This is a genomic window from Sphingobacterium sp. lm-10 (assembly GCF_023554555.1).
In the GTDB taxonomy this organism is placed as follows: domain Bacteria; phylum Bacteroidota; class Bacteroidia; order Sphingobacteriales; family Sphingobacteriaceae; genus Sphingobacterium.
The window spans coordinates 1,452,184-1,469,011 of the sequence record NZ_JAMJWC010000001.1 but is presented as its reverse complement, the minus strand read 5'-3'; the positions used below and the strand labels follow the sequence as shown (position 1 = coordinate 1,469,011).

14 protein-coding genes are annotated in these 16,828 nt (G+C 41.0%); 10 read left to right on the top strand and 4 right to left on the bottom strand.

Going from position 1 to position 16,828, the window contains the following annotated elements; translation table 11 throughout:
- Position 1: 1 nt before the first annotated feature.
- Positions 2-3,241 (bottom strand): SusC/RagA family TonB-linked outer membrane protein, encoded by a 3,240-nt coding sequence (locus M8998_RS05810; RefSeq protein WP_249991265.1) that lies wholly within the window; start codon positions 3,239-3,241, stop codon positions 2-4.
- A 775-nt stretch (positions 3,242-4,016) separates the two neighbouring features.
- Here M8998_RS05810 and M8998_RS05805 point away from each other — a divergent pair.
- Together M8998_RS05805 and M8998_RS05800 are read left to right on the top strand one after the other, a co-directional pair.
- Entirely contained in the window at positions 4,017-4,853 is an 837-nt protein-coding gene (locus tag M8998_RS05805; RefSeq protein WP_249991263.1) for an SDR family NAD(P)-dependent oxidoreductase, read from the top strand.
- A gap of 45 nt (positions 4,854-4,898) precedes the next feature.
- Positions 4,899-5,813: a helix-turn-helix domain-containing protein gene (locus M8998_RS05800; RefSeq protein WP_249991261.1), complete on the top strand. Its 915-nt coding sequence runs from the start codon at positions 4,899-4,901 to the stop codon at positions 5,811-5,813.
- Between the two features lie 20 nt (positions 5,814-5,833).
- Here the strand turns inward: M8998_RS05800 and M8998_RS16350 are convergent, their stop codons facing one another.
- Together M8998_RS16350 and M8998_RS05795 are read right to left on the bottom strand one after the other, a co-directional pair.
- On the bottom strand, positions 5,834-6,058 hold the full coding sequence (locus M8998_RS16350; RefSeq protein ID WP_502957354.1) for a PLD nuclease N-terminal domain-containing protein: 225 nt from the start codon (positions 6,056-6,058) through the stop codon (positions 5,834-5,836).
- Between the two features lie 30 nt (positions 6,059-6,088).
- Complete coding sequence (locus tag M8998_RS05795) at positions 6,089-6,568, bottom strand: hypothetical protein (RefSeq protein WP_249991260.1); 480 nt, start codon at positions 6,566-6,568, stop codon at positions 6,089-6,091.
- 386 nt (positions 6,569-6,954) lie between these two features.
- Between M8998_RS05795 and M8998_RS05790 the strand changes: the two genes are divergently transcribed.
- Genes M8998_RS05790 through M8998_RS05780 form a run of 3 tightly spaced genes read left to right on the top strand, consistent with a single transcriptional unit; the run spans position 6,955 to position 12,757 of the window.
- Positions 6,955-8,358, top strand: a complete 1,404-nt coding sequence (locus M8998_RS05790; protein ID WP_249991258.1) for a sialate O-acetylesterase — start codon at positions 6,955-6,957, stop codon at positions 8,356-8,358.
- Positions 8,359-8,383: 25 nt separating this feature from the next.
- On the top strand, positions 8,384-10,069 hold the full coding sequence (locus M8998_RS05785) for a hypothetical protein (protein WP_249991256.1): 1,686 nt from the start codon (positions 8,384-8,386) through the stop codon (positions 10,067-10,069).
- A gap of 33 nt (positions 10,070-10,102) precedes the next feature.
- Positions 10,103-12,757: a glycoside hydrolase family 78 protein gene (locus M8998_RS05780; protein WP_249991254.1), complete on the top strand. Its 2,655-nt coding sequence runs from the start codon at positions 10,103-10,105 to the stop codon at positions 12,755-12,757.
- Here the strand turns inward: M8998_RS05780 and M8998_RS05775 are convergent.
- Positions 12,745-13,074 (bottom strand): hypothetical protein, encoded by a 330-nt coding sequence (locus M8998_RS05775; RefSeq protein ID WP_249991252.1) that lies wholly within the window; start codon positions 13,072-13,074, stop codon positions 12,745-12,747. The genes M8998_RS05780 and M8998_RS05775 overlap by 13 nt on opposite strands.
- Before the next feature lie 121 nt (positions 13,075-13,195).
- On the opposite strand from M8998_RS05775, the gene M8998_RS05770 reads away from it, so the two are divergent.
- From M8998_RS05770 to M8998_RS05750, 5 genes are all read left to right on the top strand, one after another.
- Positions 13,196-13,480, top strand: coding sequence for a GNAT family N-acetyltransferase (locus M8998_RS05770; RefSeq protein WP_249991250.1), 285 nt, complete (start codon positions 13,196-13,198; stop codon positions 13,478-13,480).
- Positions 13,481-13,989: 509 nt separating this feature from the next.
- Positions 13,990-14,832: an ABC transporter ATP-binding protein gene (locus tag M8998_RS05765; RefSeq protein ID WP_249991248.1), complete on the top strand. Its 843-nt coding sequence runs from the start codon at positions 13,990-13,992 to the stop codon at positions 14,830-14,832.
- Position 14,833: 1 nt separating this feature from the next.
- Positions 14,834-15,637, top strand: a complete 804-nt coding sequence (locus M8998_RS05760) for a hypothetical protein (RefSeq protein WP_249991246.1) — start codon at positions 14,834-14,836, stop codon at positions 15,635-15,637.
- Position 15,638: 1 nt separating this feature from the next.
- Positions 15,639-15,992: a GntR family transcriptional regulator gene (locus M8998_RS05755; RefSeq protein WP_249991244.1), complete on the top strand. Its 354-nt coding sequence runs from the start codon at positions 15,639-15,641 to the stop codon at positions 15,990-15,992.
- Between the two features lie 13 nt (positions 15,993-16,005).
- Positions 16,006-16,803, top strand: coding sequence for a hypothetical protein (locus M8998_RS05750; RefSeq protein WP_249991242.1), 798 nt, complete (start codon positions 16,006-16,008; stop codon positions 16,801-16,803).
- Positions 16,804-16,828: the final 25 nt, after the last annotated feature.

Below are 16,828 nucleotides of genomic sequence, written 5' to 3'. Positions count from 1 at the left end.
ATTAAAACCCTACACGCAAATTGAATCCCCAACCTCTTGTTCCTGGAAGCTGGGAAGTCTCGCCTGCGATACCACTGATTTCTGAGGGATCAAACTCACCATTTGTTTTAGAGTGAATTAACCAAAGATTTCTGCCGACCACAGCGATGTTTGCATTCTGTATGCCATATCTTTCTAAATTCATCTTCTTTGCAGGAAGCTCATATCCGAACGATATTTCACGAAGTTTGATGAAATCTAGGTCAAAAATAAATTCATCTGTGGTACGACGGCCATATGCATTTTCGTAATAAGTGCGCACCGGCACGTAGAATTCAACGGCTTCGCCGTTTGCATTAACACCCGTAGTTTTCTTACCACCGCCATCGGCCACGGCATCTCTCACATTGAATCCGCGATCGTTGATCTCCGCTGTGCGTTCTGTAACTCCACTGAAAGCGCCAAACATGCTGGAAAGAGAAGAGAATTTACCGCCAAATTGGTAATCAATATTGAAGGCAAGATTAAACCCTTTATAGGTAAAGGTGTTTTGGATACCACCCGTAAAGTCTGGAAGGACGCTACCATAGGAAATATTATCCTGTCTTTGGTAGTAGCCAGCAGCATCCAGAATTGGAACACCTTGCTCATTACGCATAATACCGCTACCGATTAATTGTCCCCATCGTTTACCTTCTTCGTGATATATTTGTGGTAGCGCAGCAAAAGCGACATTCGCTACCGCTCCTGTACGTGTGACATTGTTTTCTGGACTTAGTGAAACCACGTCATTATTGATCAGTTTCGAGTAAGTCAGGTTCACATTCCAGTTGAATTCTGCTGTGCGAATTGGACTTCCTCTCAGTTGTAGTTCAAATCCTTTTTTGGTGATCTCCCCAATGTTAGTTAAAAGAGAGGTGTATCCACTTGCACCATTGATGCTCAGCGCAAAAGGAAAGTTGATCTCGGTACCATCCCAATAGGTTGCAGATATACCTACACGATTACGTAAGAACTCCAAATCTATACCAAGCTCTTGTTGTGTGGCGACTGCCCCACGAATATTTGGATTCACTAACTGATCTGGTGTAGGCATCAAGATGTTGCCATTCCACTGATTGTTGTTGATGGTGTAGTTCATGCCCGGAAACCGATAAGCGCCAAATGGACTTGCATTTGTGCCTAAAGCTTGTGGAATTTCTCCCCACGAATAGCGTACCTTACCAAAGCTTAACCAGTCTTTAGTTTCTTCTGGAAGTAAGTCAGAGAATACAAAGGATGCACCAAAGGATTTAGAGAGTACATCGTTATTGCCCGCTGGTAATGTAGAGAACCAGTCGTTACGCAATGTACCGTTTACAAAAACCATATTTTTGTATCCGACAGTAGCGGTACCAAATATAGCATTGTATTTCTCCAATGACCTCGGGTTCGTAATTGCAGGAGTCTGCCGACTATTGCTTAAGAAAAAGCCGTTGGGAACCACCAGACCTTGTACAGTATTACCACCATTACCTTTAGTAGTAAGGGAGAAGAAATCTGTACCTACGTTTGCATTGACAGACCAGTCTTCAAATTTCCTGTTGAAAGAAGCCAAAAATTCTAAATTCTGACGATTTGCGTAGGAATTATTGGTGCTGTAGCCCGCGAAAATACCTGCCTGGGTATGACTGGCCTGTAACTCACTATAGTCACGACCTTCAGAGAAAACCGTATTTTGTTGCTTGCGGTAAGTAGCCTTTACAGACAAACCATCTATAATTTTGTAACTAGCGTATACGTCTCCAAATAACCGATCGTTATTCGTGATACGTTCGGTAAAATCTAAGAATGTATAAGGGTTTAAGTAATAATTACCTTTGTAAAAATTGTCAGGACTATTCGGATTGTACTGCGTAGGATTTGGTCTGTTCCAACTGGCATAGATACCATTTAGATTTAAACCACGAAGTTCTTCCATGATTCCGAAGTCAAGATCCCGGTGCATCCATTGGCTAAAGGCACCTGTCGCGGCATTACCATAACCATCACTGATGAATCCATTTAGCTGTCCGTTAATATAATTAACGTTGGTTCCAACTTCAAATTTGTCGGTCACTCTATAAGCCGTAGAAACATTGATGTTGTTTCGTTTCAAAGAACTCTCCGGGATCAATCCGTTTACATATTGGTTGTTATAAGTAACCTTGAAATCTAGTTTTTCTGAACTTTGGCGAAAAGTAATACCGTTATTCAAAGTAACGCCGGTCTCGTAGAAATCCCTTACATTGTTGGGTTGTGCATTTAGATTTGTTGTCTGAAAAGACCGATCGTGTCCAGGATACCAGGCATACCAAGGAATGTATTCTGTTCCATCCATACGCGGACCCCAACTTACGTCGTCATAAGAATCTTTATATATTTTGCCGTCTAACGCTCTCCATTCCTCCGGATGACCTTGTTGCCAAGTGTACGTGCGCCATTGATCATTGGTGCCACCGGCATATAAGTTCTGGTAGGCTGGTAATATATACGGTTTCTCAAATTGTGCTCCTATATTAACACTTATACCTACGCCAGGTGTAGATCTTCCTTTTATTAACGTCATTACGATAGCACCACCAGCTCCCTGAGATCCAAATAATGCCGAAGCAGCAGGCCCTTGTAGTACGGTTACACTTTCTATGTCGTCCAAGTTGATGTCGTTGGAATTAGGTAGTATCGTGCCATCAACGACATAAATAACTCCTGTTCCAGATCCCAAACCACTTTCGCCTCTTAGGCGAATAGATGTTTCACGACCCAAGGCTGCAGCAGACTGGCTTCTCACTTGCAATCCGGCTACCTTACCCGCTAAGGCATTATTGATATTGGTTTGTCGGATTGGATTAAGTTGTTCTTGATTTAATACCTGAGCGTTGTAAGATGTAGATCTGGCTGAAGATTGGATACCGTAAGCGCCGGTCACAATAATCTCTTCGAGAGATTCTGTTCCAAGATTTAAGGTGACGTTTACAACATTTTGAGTGCCTATTTCTACACGTCTTCCTGTGTATCCTATATAGGAAAAGATCAAGGTTTGGCCGTTATCTGCCTTAATGTTAAAGTTTCCATTAGCATCAGTCTGAGTAGCAACATTGCTCCCCAATACACTAACACTAACTCCTGCAAGAGAAGCTCCATTGCTACCAGCAACAGTACCTCGGATTTGTCTCTCTTGTGCGTACAAACTTGCCGATAGACAAGTCAGCAGAAGAATAAAACTGAGTAGTTTTTGTTTCATGCGTGTTGTTCAGTTAAGTAAATGATTAATTGATTTGGTGTGTTTAGTTGTTATTATTAAATGTTTTCATTCGATGCTTTGGTTTGGGTAATTTCTCATTATTCGCATGAATATATGTGAAATTATAGATGATTTATGTTGTAAAATCATTTATATAATATATTTCGTTTAAAAATTTTAATATTTTGTAATTTTTATATTAAATTTTTAAATTAATATCTTTCATTTATGGTATTTGTTTTTTATTTACCTATTTAAATAGGTTTTTTTTGCTAATGTAATAACATTTTTATTTTTTCAATCGTTATTTTTAGTGAAAAAATGAATTATTCAGATTTATTATTTAAAATAATCTAAAATTCTATTTAAATATCCATTTTTTAGATGTAAATATTCTTAAATCTGTGTTTTGGTATCGTGTTGTTCGTATAAAGTCTAATTTCTATTGTGAGTCACGAGGATGTGTTTGGTTTGTTGTTCAAAAAAATACGCCAACAATGAAACTTTGTATTGCACATGTCAAACTAAAATGTTCTCAAGTAGGTGTAATAAGTAATTGTTCAAATATATATTAAATCCATGTATTAAGTAGTTTTTATTTTAATTTTTTCTTGACATGAAAAGTCCTAGGAATAATAAAGGGTAAACTCATACAGAGATAACCATCAATACATTGAATCCATGATTCGGCTACAATCTTGGTGGATTGAGATACTTCATAGAAAGCGAGTTTTCTAAACTTTGTATTATCAGAAAATCTAAAAATAAATTCAATATGAAAACGAAAAAGGTATGGTTTGTAACAGGAGCTTCCAAAGGCTTAGGGAAAACGCTTGTAAAAGAACTTTTAGTACAGGGATACTGCGTAGTAGCTACTTCAAGAAGTGAGGATTCATTGACGGATGCCATTGGTCAGCATGATAACTTCCTTCCGCTTGAGATGGATATTACCTCTGACGAAGCGGTAGGAAAGGCAGTGCAGACCGCTATTGATCGATTTGGTCGTATCGATATCGTGGTAAATAATGCAGGCTACAGTCAGATAGGGACGTTGGAAGAGCTTTCCGATGAAGAAGCACGAAGGAATTATGAAGTCAATGTATTTGGTTCATTGAATGTGATTCGCCGTACAACGCCTTACCTACGTCAGCAAAATTCCGGACACATTTTCAACATTGCTTCAGTAGGTGGTTTGGTGGGTAGCTTTCCTGCTTTTGGAATTTATTGTTCTACCAAATTTGCTGTCGCTGGTTTTACGGAAGCCCTTGCGGTAGAAATGAAGCCTTTTGGAGTGCATACTACACTGGTTTATCCAGGTTACTTCCGCACAGAATTTTTGTCATCCGGTTCCGTTAAAACTGCAAAAAACCCATTGGACGCCTATGTTTTAGCTAGAGAAAGTGAAGCACAGCACCTACAGCAAATTAATGGAAATCAGCCTAACGATCCGCAAAAAGGAGCGGAATTACTGATTCAGCTAAGTGAATTGGAAAACCCTCCAGTACATTTTTTGATGGGGGAGGATGCCTATGGGATGGCTCAGCAAAAAATCAGGCTTTTGGAGGAAGAGGCGGAAAAATGGAAAGATTTGACTTTGTCGACCGCATTCTAACAAACAAAACAAGATAAGAAATATTTATGTGTTACTTTTAAACTGATGAACGATACTTTTCACTTTCATTCCCTTAGTGAGTTTCATACTTTCTGTGGTTTACCAAAGCCGGAGCATCCGCTCATTAGTTTGATCGATTACAGTAAGGTAAATTATCCTGTGAACGATTCGGCGCTAAAGTGGATTCAGAAGTTTTATTCTATCGGCTTGAAAAGGAATGTAAACGCGCGGTTCAACTATGGTCAGCAACACTATGATTTTGACTCGGGCTTGCTCTGTTTTTGCTCGCCCGATCAATTTCTAAAAATTGAGATCAACCCCGAGGTCAACGTGGAGCCGACAGGCTGGTTGTTACTTATACACCCCGATTTTTTGTGGAATACAGAGTTGGCTGCCAAAATTAATTCGTACGACTTTTTTCAATATGCTGTTAATGAAGCTTTATTTCTATCGGATAGAGAGGAGGTTGTTATCGTAAATATTCTGGAAAGTATAGCTCAGGAATACCAATCTCCAATCGATCGGTTTAGTCAGGACCTTATCATTAAACAAATAGAAAGATTGCTGATTTATGCAGAACGTTTTTACCAGCGTCAATTTACAACTCGAAAGAAATCGAACCAAGAATTAGTTACGCGTTTCGAACAAATCCTTTTCCAACATTTTACCCAGGAAAACTTAAATAAAAACGGTATGCCCACGGTGAGCGGGATTGCCAGTAAAATGAATATATCGGCGAATTACCTAGGAAGCTTACTCCGAATTTATACCCAGCAAAACACGCAACAACACATTCAGAAGAGGGTAATTGATTACGCAAAAATGCGACTGAGTACCACTACTTTATCTGTGTCCGAAATTGCCTATGAACTAGGTTTTGAGCATCCGCAATCATTCAACAAGGTATTCAAAAGCAAAACCAACCAAAGCCCACTGGAGTTTCGGGCTGGTTTTAATTGATGTATTAACGAATAGGAAACTTACTGGATTTCCTTACGTTTTTCACGCGCTAAGTAACGGGATATGAAATAAATGGTTGCTCCAAGATATGGGAAGAAAAGTACGACAATTATCCACAAAACCTTAGTTAACCCCGTCTCTTTTTTTAAGATGAGATAGATAGCAACCAAAAGAAATATAATGGGGATCGAAATGAGTATCGCAATCTCTACTGGTCCGATATTTATAAAAAGGATATTTGACATACACAAAAATAATAAAGTAACTGAAATCTTCTACTTACAGTCGACAGCAGCATATTTCAGAGAATACGCAGCCGATTCGTCGGTCTGCTCGCGTTGGCTACTGGTATTTACCTTTAATGGTTTTTGATATAGCTCCATCCCGCCGGTCAACCTGAATTGTAGGTGCAGTGTGTCTTGCATGCCCTCTTGCATATACGTCCATTGTACCCTTACATCTTCTCCATTGATCGTTCCCAGTAAAGTGCCTTTACGTTGGTCTTTCTCGTGAGGTAGCCAGTCCATTTCACCTGTGATATCATTTTCATCGATCACAAAGTGAACTTTTGTCGTATCCTGATTTTCTGCACCTTCGGTACGGATGTAGCAATAATGACCGTTATCCAAACTATGGCTTGCAACCATTGTAGTATCGGACTCTTGAGTATGCCCATCATTTTGTGTTTTATCAGCATTTCCCTGGCAGGAAGTGATTGCCAATGCCAGACTAAATATTCCCAAATAAAATTTCATAAATAAAATCTAAAGTAAATCAATCTTAGAACAAGATGAGCATAAATCCGGCCAAACCCGTTCGCTAAGATAGAGACGGAAAACGTGGCGAGAGATAAGCTGCATGCAGGAGAGGAGGATATCGAGAAAGAAAAATTTGCATGGGTGTTTATTAAGTTATTATTTGTTTGTATTTTGAAGTTGAATACCTTGTGAAAGATATATAGAACGCCCTACTAATAAAGTGGTGTTCTCGCCACGTATAGACCAATGGAAGGTGCGGAGAGGTCAATTTCGTTGATTATGTAATAACGAGTACATTTGTATTGATCTGCCAAAAATGATAGAAGAAAGTAGCATGAACCTATGGGAAGTGCTCTTCTACTAATGACTAACAAATAAAAATTATGATGAAAAACGTTAAACTGCTTTTCGTGCTATGCTTGCTTGGCTTAACAACTCAGGCACAATTGCGGCTCCCACATGTATTGTCAGATCACATGGTCTTACAACGGGAATCGGAGGTGCAAGTGTGGGGTTGGGGACAAGCTGGTGCCAAAGTCGCTGTATATGCTTCTTGGTTATCCGATACTGTACATGCGGTGATTGATGGAGGAGGCAACTGGCACATTCCGATACCCACCAAGGCTGCGGGTGGGCCTTACACGCTGCAAGTGTCATCCGGGTCGGAGGTACTAAAATTAAATGATCTACTGCTGGGCGATGTATGGTTATGTTCCGGCCAGTCCAATATGGAATGGGGAGGTGCGCAAAGTTTACCCGAAATACTGGAAGAGCTACCGCAGGCAAACGATCCCCAAATACGTTTATTGCAAGTGAGTCGTTACGCTGCTTCCTATCCACAGGAAGACATACCGAATACGTGGAAGCTTTTGGATGCTAATTCGCTAAAACCTTTTTCTGCCATTGGGTACTTCATCGCCAAGACTTTTCGTAAGGAGATAGGCGTACCCATCGGTATTATTAATGCCAGCTGGGGTGGTACGGGAGCGGAGGTATGGACACCGGCTAGTGTAGTTGATAATGATGGAATTTTGCAAAAGGCAGCAGAAAATCAGACTGCAGCAGCTTATCGTCCGCATCGGACAGCTTCCCTCTGGAATAGTATGATCTTTCCTTTACGGAGATTTCCGGTTTCCGGGATATTCTGGTATCAAGGGGAAAGTAATGTGGGCGCCTGGTCTTCTTACGATCGGCTGATGCAACAAATGGTAGGTGCCTGGCGTGCCGCGTGGGGTCAGCAGCTGCCATTCTATTTTGTGCAGATCGCGCCATTTACCTACAATAACTCGGCGCCTTTGGCCGCGTTACTCCGTGAGCAACAGGAGAAAACAGCAAGAACGCTCGCTAACGCCGGTATGGTTGTGATTTCCGACTTAGTGGATAATGTGAAAGACATACATCCGATACAAAAGCGTGCTGTAGCAGATCGACTGGCTACGCTAGCCCTACAGGAACATTATAAGCTACCTGCACAAAAAGACTACAAATCACCCACCTATAAAAGTTATACGGTAAAGGGAAATCAGGTAGAAATTAGCTTCGAGAATCTTAATGGCAAACTTCAGGTAAAAGGCGATCAGATTACGGAGTTGTACATAGCCGGTGCGGATCAGGTTTTTCATCCGGCAAAAGGGGTAGTTCGTGGCAATAAGCTGATGGTATCCGCTGCAGTAGTGCGGCATCCGCAAGCCGTTCGATTCAGCTTTTCGGAGGCCGGGATAGCTAATCTTTTTAATAGTCAAGGATTGCCTGTGGCACCTTTTCGAACGGATAATTGGTCTTTCTAACATTATTTACCTCTTATCGCGACCTATGAATTATTTGAAGCAAATAAAAATTATAGTGGCCTTATTCATTCTGTCGGTGCTATTCCTTTTGTCCTGTGCCAACTCTTCGGAAAATGTAGCGAAAGCGGAGTCGCCACGTATTATCAACATTGTTAATTTCATTCGACAAACAGATTACCGCGTAGAAGGAGCAGACAGTTTACTGCTGGATGCAACGACCAGACAAGTGGCTTTATTAAAAAAGCATAAACTGCCCGGTACATTCTTGCTCCAGTACGATGCGTTAATCAACCCAAAATACCAAGATCTATTGCTAAACGGGCTGGATGACCAATCTGAGATTGGAGCTTGGTGGGAAATTACACAACCACATTGTGAAGCGGCGGATATTCCATGGCGCGGCGAACATCGCTGGGTCTCGACCGCCAATATTGCATTTACTACGGGGTATACCCCAGAGGAGCGTGAAAAACTGACTGATGTTTATATGGAAAAGTTCAAAGGCATCTTTGGCTATTATCCAAAATCGGTAGGCTCTTGGTTTATTGATTCGCATTCTCTGAATTATATGTACGAGAAATATCAAATTGTAGTCTCCACTAATTGCAAGGATCAAGTGGGTACCGATGGGTATACGCTATGGGGTGGCTATTGGAATCAAGCATACTATCCAAGCAAAGGGAATGCGTATATGCCGGCACAAACGAAAGAAAATCAAATTCCGGTTCCGATTTTTAGAATGTTGGGTAGCGATCCCATTTATCAGTATGATATGGGTGTCGGTACCGGTTATCAGGGAGTGATTACTTTAGAACCCGTATACGAAGATGGCGGGATGGATAAGCGATGGACCGACTATTTCTTGAATGCTATTGTGGAGCAACCCAGTTTGGCTTTCAACTACGGACAAGCCGGTCAGGAAAACTCTTTTACATGGGATGGCATGAAAAAAGGACTAGAGATGCAAATCCCCATCTTCGATTCCTTGCGCCGGGAAGGAAAGATTCGTGTGGAGACACTGGCTGAATCAGGAAAATGGTTTAAGGACAACTTTGAACTGACCCCCGCAACAGCGGTGACAGCATTGGAAGATTATCGCGATGAAGGAAACAAATCTATTTGGTACAATAGCCGTTTCTACCGGACCAATTTGTCTTGGCACGGAAAAAACTTTCGCTTCAGAGATATTCACCTATTCGACGAGCGTGTGGAGTCTGCTTACTTACGTGCCCCTGGTAAAGGAGGGCAATTTCTTTACTTCACACTTCCCGTGGTGGATGGCTATTTTTGGAGTACTGAAGACGAATTGGCAGGTCTTCGATTGATGACAGAAAATGCTAATGGGGAAGAAACAGCGCTTTTAATGGACACACCAGAAGTGACCGAAACAGCCAAAGATGTGCTTCAAATAAAAAGTCGCGATCAGTTTCAGAATGCTTTTACGATCACCCTTTATCCGGATCACATCGATGTGGCTTGCCAACCCGCAAAGAATAATTTTTCTTGGTACCTTGCACTACAGATACCTGTAAAAAGACAACCAGAATTGCCATTCAACACCATCGAAAAGACATCCATAGCGGCTAGTTTTAAAGGTTATAGCTATACGATAGAGCTAGAGAATGGCCATTTTCAGCGCAATAGAATAGATGGTCAGGTGTTTCAGTTGCTTCCCGAAAATCACGTTATCCGTTTAATAACAAAATACTAATTCATTATAATACCAAAGCATAACTATCTATTTATGATTAAAGCTGTCCCATTCTTTCTCGCGCTAATTCCAATTTGTTTCTTTACTCATGCCAAGTCTAAAAATGGAGAACCGATCGAACTACGTTGCGAGCATTTGGTGAGTCCGCTGGGGATAGATAATCCGAATCCACGGCTGAGTTGGAAGCTCGAAGATAATCGGCCGGGAGCAGTACAAACAGCCTATCGGATCTTAGTGGATACAGATTCCTTGGCTGTAGTGAATGATCGGGGCCAGATCTGGGATACTGGAAAACAACCTGATGACCATATTCTATTGACATTTGCGGGTGAGCAGCTTCAGCCCCAAACTCGATATTTTTGGAAAGTGATCACTTGGGATAAAGAAGCAAAAGCAAGCACATCGGCGGTCGTCGCTTTCGAGACCGGTAAGATGGGGAATGCCCAATGGCAGGGATCTTGGATTAGTGATCATCATACTATCGACCATAAGCCAGCGCCATATTTTCGTAAAGAATTTAACCTCAAGAAGGAGATCGCTCGTGCACGTGCTTACATTGCTGTAGCTGGATTATACGAGCTCTCGCTCAATGGTCGTAAGGTTGGAGATCATCGCTTGGATCCGATGTACACCCGGTTTGATCGGCGCACGCTTTATGTAACACACGATGTGACTACGCAGCTGCGCTCAGGGCAGAATGCATTGGGTGTGGTATTGGGCAATGGCTGGTACAACCATCAGTCGCTAGGCGTGTGGGACTTTCATAATGCGCCCTGGAGAGCAAGACCTACGTTTTGTCTGGATCTGCATATTGTTTATACAGATGGTTCCGAAGAAACGATCCGGTCAGAACGAGATTGGAAGACTTCTTCCGGACCGATTACCTTTAACAGTATTTATACGGCAGAACACTATGACGCCCGTTTAGAGCAGCCCGGTTGGGACAGTCCGGGCTTTGATGACCAGAAATGGCAGGGGGTACGGTACCGCAGTTTTCCTTCGGAAAATATTGTCTCGCAGCAAATGGTACCTATCCGTTTCGGAAGAAAATACGAGCCTCAATCCGTCGAAAAGATCAATGATAGCACCTATGTTTTTGATATGGGGCAAAATATGGCAGGTGTAACCCATGTGCAGGTGAAAGGAGCAGAGGGAACCGTACTAAAAATAAAACATGGCGAACGCTTGCACGATGATGGTCGGATTGATTTGTCTAATATCGATGTGTATTATCGGGGAGATAAAGAGGCAGATCCTTTCCAGACGGATATCCTGACGCTGAGTGGTCGCAAAGAAGATGAATTTACCGCCAAATTCAATTATAAAGGTTTTCGCTATGTAGAGATTAGCAGCAACGCACCCATCCTTCTGAACGCCAAAAATGTGACGGCCTATTTTATGCACAGCGATGTCGCTCCGCTGGGCGAAGTGAAAACTTCTTCTAAGTTGGTGAATGACCTGTGGCGCGTCACCAATAATGCGTATTTATCTAACTTGATGGGCTACCCAACGGATTGTCCGCAGCGTGAAAAGAACGGCTGGACTGGTGATGGACATTTGGCCATAGAAACAGCTTTATACAATTTTGAAGGGATTACGGTATACGAAAAATGGATTGCCGATCATCGCGATGAGCAACAGCCCAACGGTGTATTGCCGGATATTATCCCTACCGGAGGCTGGGGTTATGGTACAGCAAATGGGCTAGACTGGACCAGCACAATTGCGATAATTCCTTGGCAGATCTATCTATTCTACGGAGATTCCAAGCTGCTGGCTGATTCGTACGAAAACATAAAGCGCTACGTGGATTATGTGGAACGAATTAGCCCAACCGGTTTGACGACTTTTGGTCGCGGAGATTGGGTTCCGGTGAAGTCTACGTCCAATCTGGAATTGACTTCTTCCGTATATTTCTACACCGATGCGCGCATCCTGGCTACAGCGGCCAAACTCTTTGGGAAAGAGCAGGATCAGCAAAAATATGAGGCATTGAGCGAAAAAATTAAAAATGCAATTAATAGTAAATTCCTGAACCGGGAGAAAGGCATCTACGCAGATGGTACCCAAACGGAGTTAAGCGTTCCTTTGTTTTGGAAAATTGTGCCGGAAGATATGATAGCCAAAGTGGCGGCTAATCTGAATAAAAAGGTCGAAGAGACGAATTTTCATCTGGATGTCGGTGTATTAGGTGCCAAGGCATTGCTCGATGCCTTGAAAGATAATGGTTATGGTGCTACGGCTTATAAAGTGGCAGTGCAGGATACCTATCCTTCCTGGGGATGGTGGGTAGTCAATGGAGCGACGACTTTATTAGAAAATTGGGATTTGGAAGCCGAGCGAGATATTTCCGACAATCATATGATGTTTGGTGAGATCGGTGGTTGGTTTTTCAAGTCGGTAGGAGGCATTCATCCCGATCCAGAGCAGCCTGGTTTTAAGCATACGCTGCTACGACCTCTATTTCCCGAAGGATTGGAGCACTCGGAAGTCAGCCACCGTTCGCCCTACGGTAACATTATCTCAAAATGGAAACGAAATAAGAATAATACAGTAACCTACACGGTCACCGTGCCAGCCAATGCCAGTGCCACGCTCCACTTGCCAGAAAATGCAGAAGAAAGGGCACCGCAAAAGTTGCTTGCAGGGACGCACACGATACAAGTAAAGCTAAATTACTCTGAATAGCTTCTTGTGCAGCTATTGTAAACTTCTTTTACATCGTTTACTTCTTCGGCAAAGTTTGTAAAATTGACTTCTTTCATCTCACAGGTATATCCGCGTTGAGGTGGCATAGTTAAGCAGGCTGGGCAAACGATATCAACAAAATATACGGTTTGTCCTTTATAAACACCCCGGTATAAGTTGGTATACATATGAGGTGAATTACACTTGAGCTGGTCCCTGAAATGATTACGCATGTAGGTCAAACAGGTTTCGGATTCGCTTTTTGAACAGGCCGAAAGCAATAATGAGGTGATAAAGAGCAGATAAATCTTGTTCATAATAAAATGGTTTCAATACTATAACGCAGCGAGGAACAAGATGCTACAGCTAAGGATAATAAAATAAATGTTCTATATAAAATTTTTACATTTAATGTAAACTTTAGAAGTAATTAAACCAATGGATATTATAATAAAACAATCGGATGCTAAAGGCTATGCAGCTGCTAGCGATGGCGAAAAACGAGCGGGTATGATGACGTATTCGATTGCAGGAAAAGATTTAATTATCATCGATCATACAGAAGTCGATTCCGCCTATACCGGTAAAGGCGTCGGTAAAAAAATGCTTTACAAAATTGTAGAGTTGGCCAGAGAAAAAAACATCAAAATTATGCCCTTGTGCCCATTTGCGGCCAGTATGTTTAGAAAGATGGATGATATTAAGGATGTGTTGAAATCATAAACTATGCAGTAGAATAAAAAGAAGGTATGATCGTATATCTGTCGAGGAAATTTTAATACAGATCTTTAACCAACTTTAGTATTAACGTAAAGCTCTTTCCAGATGCGTTAAAAACAGCATCTGGTATTATTTCGTCTAACACAAAATGCTCAATCTTAACGAGCTGGTATGAAGCGGCCATCGCTATCCATGTTACCGACGCAAATACACGCCATAGTAGGTTTATTCTCTTCGATCGAATTTGGGGCGCCAAGTAACGATCGGTCTGCTTTTAATTCTCATCATTCATGAGAATATAAGAGACGTTGTTACACGTGCTGAAGCTGATCAGATAAATACAGAAGTTAACCTGTGGCACAATATCCCGAAACATCCAACCCAACCCAATACGTACTCTTTTTTATAGCTAATTGATTTTAGCTGAATAAAAATCAAAAAAAATTTGTTAGTCTCAAAACGATGCATACATTTGTAGTGTACTATATAACTAATACACTAGAATAGCCAATATGATTAATTTAAAGAATGTATCGTACCAGTATCGAAGAGGAGTTCCTATATTGGAAAATATTACCGCTAATCTGAAGCCCGGACATATCTACGGATTGTTAGGCTTGAATGGAGTAGGCAAAACGACGTTACTCAAAAATATCGGAGGTCTGCTTTTCCCAAGCTCTGGAGCTATTGAGATGACTGGTTTTGAACCTCATAAAAGAGAGGTGGATTTCCTATCCAACATTTACTTTGTTACCGATCATGCGGAACTACCAGAGTGGAAGATCCGTCAGTTTCAGGAAGTGTATGGATCCTTGTATCCAAAATTTGATGTCGGTTACTTTGAAAACCTGTTAGGTATTTTTCAGATCGACTGTACCAAGAATATAAAAGACCTTTCCTTCGGTCAGGTTAAAAAAGTAAACATTGCTTTTGCATTGGCTACAAATGCCAACGTCATCTTGATGGATGAACCCACTAATGGGTTGGATATCCCTTCGAAGACTCAATTTCGTAAAATTATCGCAAGATATGTTACCGACGAACGTCTGTTGATTATATCCACGCACCAAATCCGTGATATCCATAACTTAATCGATCATTTGCTGGTTTTGAATCACAGTAGACTGATTCTGGATGAAAGTCTCCACTCGTTGCAACAGAGCTTCTACATGTCTACTCAGCCTAGTGATGTGGCAGATGCTATCTATTCAGAGCAGAGCATACATGGAACATTAAGTCTGATACCTAATGTTAAAAATGAAGAAAGTCAATTTGATATTGAATTTTTCTTTAATGCCTTATCTGCTGATCCAAATCTCGTAAACCACTTTAAGCCAACTCAAACCAACCTGTGAAATGAAAAATATTAATTTAAAAAGATTGAAAACGACACTTGTTGAATACTGGTTGCTCAATAAAGGTAAGATCGTAAGCATCCCGGTGGTTGTATTCGTTTTATATATTTTGGCCATGTTTTGGTACGGGACGCCTCTTTTCAATAGGTTGTTTCTGAATGGCTATTCCGAAGGCTCTTTTGCGGAAGCGTTGGCAAACTACACCGGAAAACAAACCACAAACCTGGTGTTATTTATATTGCCACTTTACCTGATTTTATGCACAGTTCCTTATTTTAAGATGTTGACGAAGACGGTGCGCGGCAGCTTAAGTCCAGTGAGTAGGGGAGAGCGTATGCTTACGTTATGGCTTGGAAATTTAACCATCATTTTCTTAATTCTTTTCTCCTTCTTCCTCACGGATTTGGCATTCGTATCTGTGATGAAGTCACTTTATTTGGCAGATGCTATTTCCTATAAAGAAAGCGTTGGAGAACTGTATTTTAAATTTAAAGAGAAAACTTATTTTTCGAATTCAGAACCTCAAATTTATACTGCTGCAATTATTGCTTCATGCATATTCGCCTGTTTGTACCAGTTAGCAGCTATCTTTTTTCGGAAATACAGCATTCCACTTTTTGCATTGCTATTAATTGCACTTGGTGTGTTCTATTTTAAAGTCATCGTGACACTTCACCAACATGCTGACTATCATTTTGAAGGATCGGATTTAAGGTCGAAGATAATGACTTTGTATATACTATTGGTTTTGCTTGGCATCATCGTGACCACCTATTTCAAACTAAGAGAAAAGGAGATTTATTAATATGCAATTTTCGAATGAAAAACCCATTTATTTACAAATCAGTGAGTACGTGATGGATAGGATTCTCTTGGGAGAATGGCAAGAAAAAGAAAAGATCCCTTCGGTCAGGGATTTAGCGGCTCATCTGGAAGTAAATGCGAATACGGTTATGCGTGCGTACGATCATCTACAACAACAGGAAATAATCTTCAATAAACGAGGGATAGGTTTTTTTGCACACCATGATGCTAAAGCACTTATCCTTAAAGCTAGGAAGAAGCACTTTCTGAATGATGAGTTGGCAGTTGTATTTCGAGCAATGGATATGCTGGGAATCAGTATAGAAGAGATTAATACCTACTATAGAAACCGATAAAGAAACTTAAACAATGAAAACATCAAATAGCATATTTGCCAGCATACTGGTACTCATTCTGTTAGTAGTGTGTGTACCCCAACTATTAGGTTTGATAAAAGTCGGGCCGGATGATAAACCGGCAGACTTTTTGTCCCGGTTTTGGTTCAATCAATCTGACCAAAAAAAGCAGGAAACGATTAGTGAAGAATTTAGCCATATTCAATTAAATGGCGATGGACGTCCATTCTCTCTGATCTTGAATAAGGGCACATCTGGTTCTACAAATGCCTTTGCGGTAGCATTTAAGGATCTGAAAATGAATGTGGAAAATGATACATTATTCATTACATCACTTAATGAAAGAGGTAGCTATGTCTCACTGGATATTGCACATAAACTCAGTGATGTTACGATTAAGCATGCAAATGTAAGTGCCGTTATAGCTCCGGAGTTGTTAGATAGTATGCGTCGGTTGAACCTACTTGGACAAAGTGAATTATTCTTAACTCACGCTGCATCTAGGGAAACAGATACTATACAAAAGTCAATTCCAAAGTTAGCGATATTCGTGTCTGAACAATCAAAAGCATTCCTCATGGACTACAACTTTAAACAGGTTGATGTCGATCTTCATGATGGTTTACTTCGCTATTCGCCAAGCCTGAAAGTCGACACGATGAATGTGAAGCTTGCTGGCAAGAGTGCAGTGTCGTCCACGCAATATGATGACAATAATCAAATTCAAGTGTTAAAGGTGTCGGGAAATAAGGAATACTTTCATAAAGAACTAATTGGTGGACAAGTCCGACTTAACCTGATTAGCGAATAACACGATGATACTCTTGATTATGAAA

Bases quoted from the DNA above. Each gene is read 5' to 3' on its own strand.
- M8998_RS05810 (WP_249991265.1), bottom strand. From the start codon at position 3,241: ATGAAACAAAAACTACTCAGTTTTATTCTTCTGCTGACTTGTCTATCG.
- M8998_RS05805 (WP_249991263.1), top strand. From the start codon at position 4,017: ATGAAAACGAAAAAGGTATGGTTTGTAACAGGAGCTTCCAAAGGCTTA.
- M8998_RS05800 (WP_249991261.1), top strand. From the start codon at position 4,899: ATGAACGATACTTTTCACTTTCATTCCCTTAGTGAGTTTCATACTTTC.
- M8998_RS16350 (WP_502957354.1), bottom strand. From the start codon at position 6,058: ATGTCAAATATCCTTTTTATAAATATCGGACCAGTAGAGATTGCGATA.
- M8998_RS05795 (WP_249991260.1), bottom strand. From the start codon at position 6,568: ATGAAATTTTATTTGGGAATATTTAGTCTGGCATTGGCAATCACTTCC.
- M8998_RS05790 (WP_249991258.1), top strand. From the start codon at position 6,955: ATGATGAAAAACGTTAAACTGCTTTTCGTGCTATGCTTGCTTGGCTTA.
- M8998_RS05785 (WP_249991256.1), top strand. From the start codon at position 8,384: ATGAATTATTTGAAGCAAATAAAAATTATAGTGGCCTTATTCATTCTG.
- M8998_RS05780 (WP_249991254.1), top strand. From the start codon at position 10,103: ATGATTAAAGCTGTCCCATTCTTTCTCGCGCTAATTCCAATTTGTTTC.
- M8998_RS05775 (WP_249991252.1), bottom strand. From the start codon at position 13,074: ATGAACAAGATTTATCTGCTCTTTATCACCTCATTATTGCTTTCGGCC.
- M8998_RS05770 (WP_249991250.1), top strand. From the start codon at position 13,196: ATGGATATTATAATAAAACAATCGGATGCTAAAGGCTATGCAGCTGCT.
- M8998_RS05765 (WP_249991248.1), top strand. From the start codon at position 13,990: ATGATTAATTTAAAGAATGTATCGTACCAGTATCGAAGAGGAGTTCCT.
- M8998_RS05760 (WP_249991246.1), top strand. From the start codon at position 14,834: ATGAAAAATATTAATTTAAAAAGATTGAAAACGACACTTGTTGAATAC.
- M8998_RS05755 (WP_249991244.1), top strand. From the start codon at position 15,639: ATGCAATTTTCGAATGAAAAACCCATTTATTTACAAATCAGTGAGTAC.
- M8998_RS05750 (WP_249991242.1), top strand. From the start codon at position 16,006: ATGAAAACATCAAATAGCATATTTGCCAGCATACTGGTACTCATTCTG.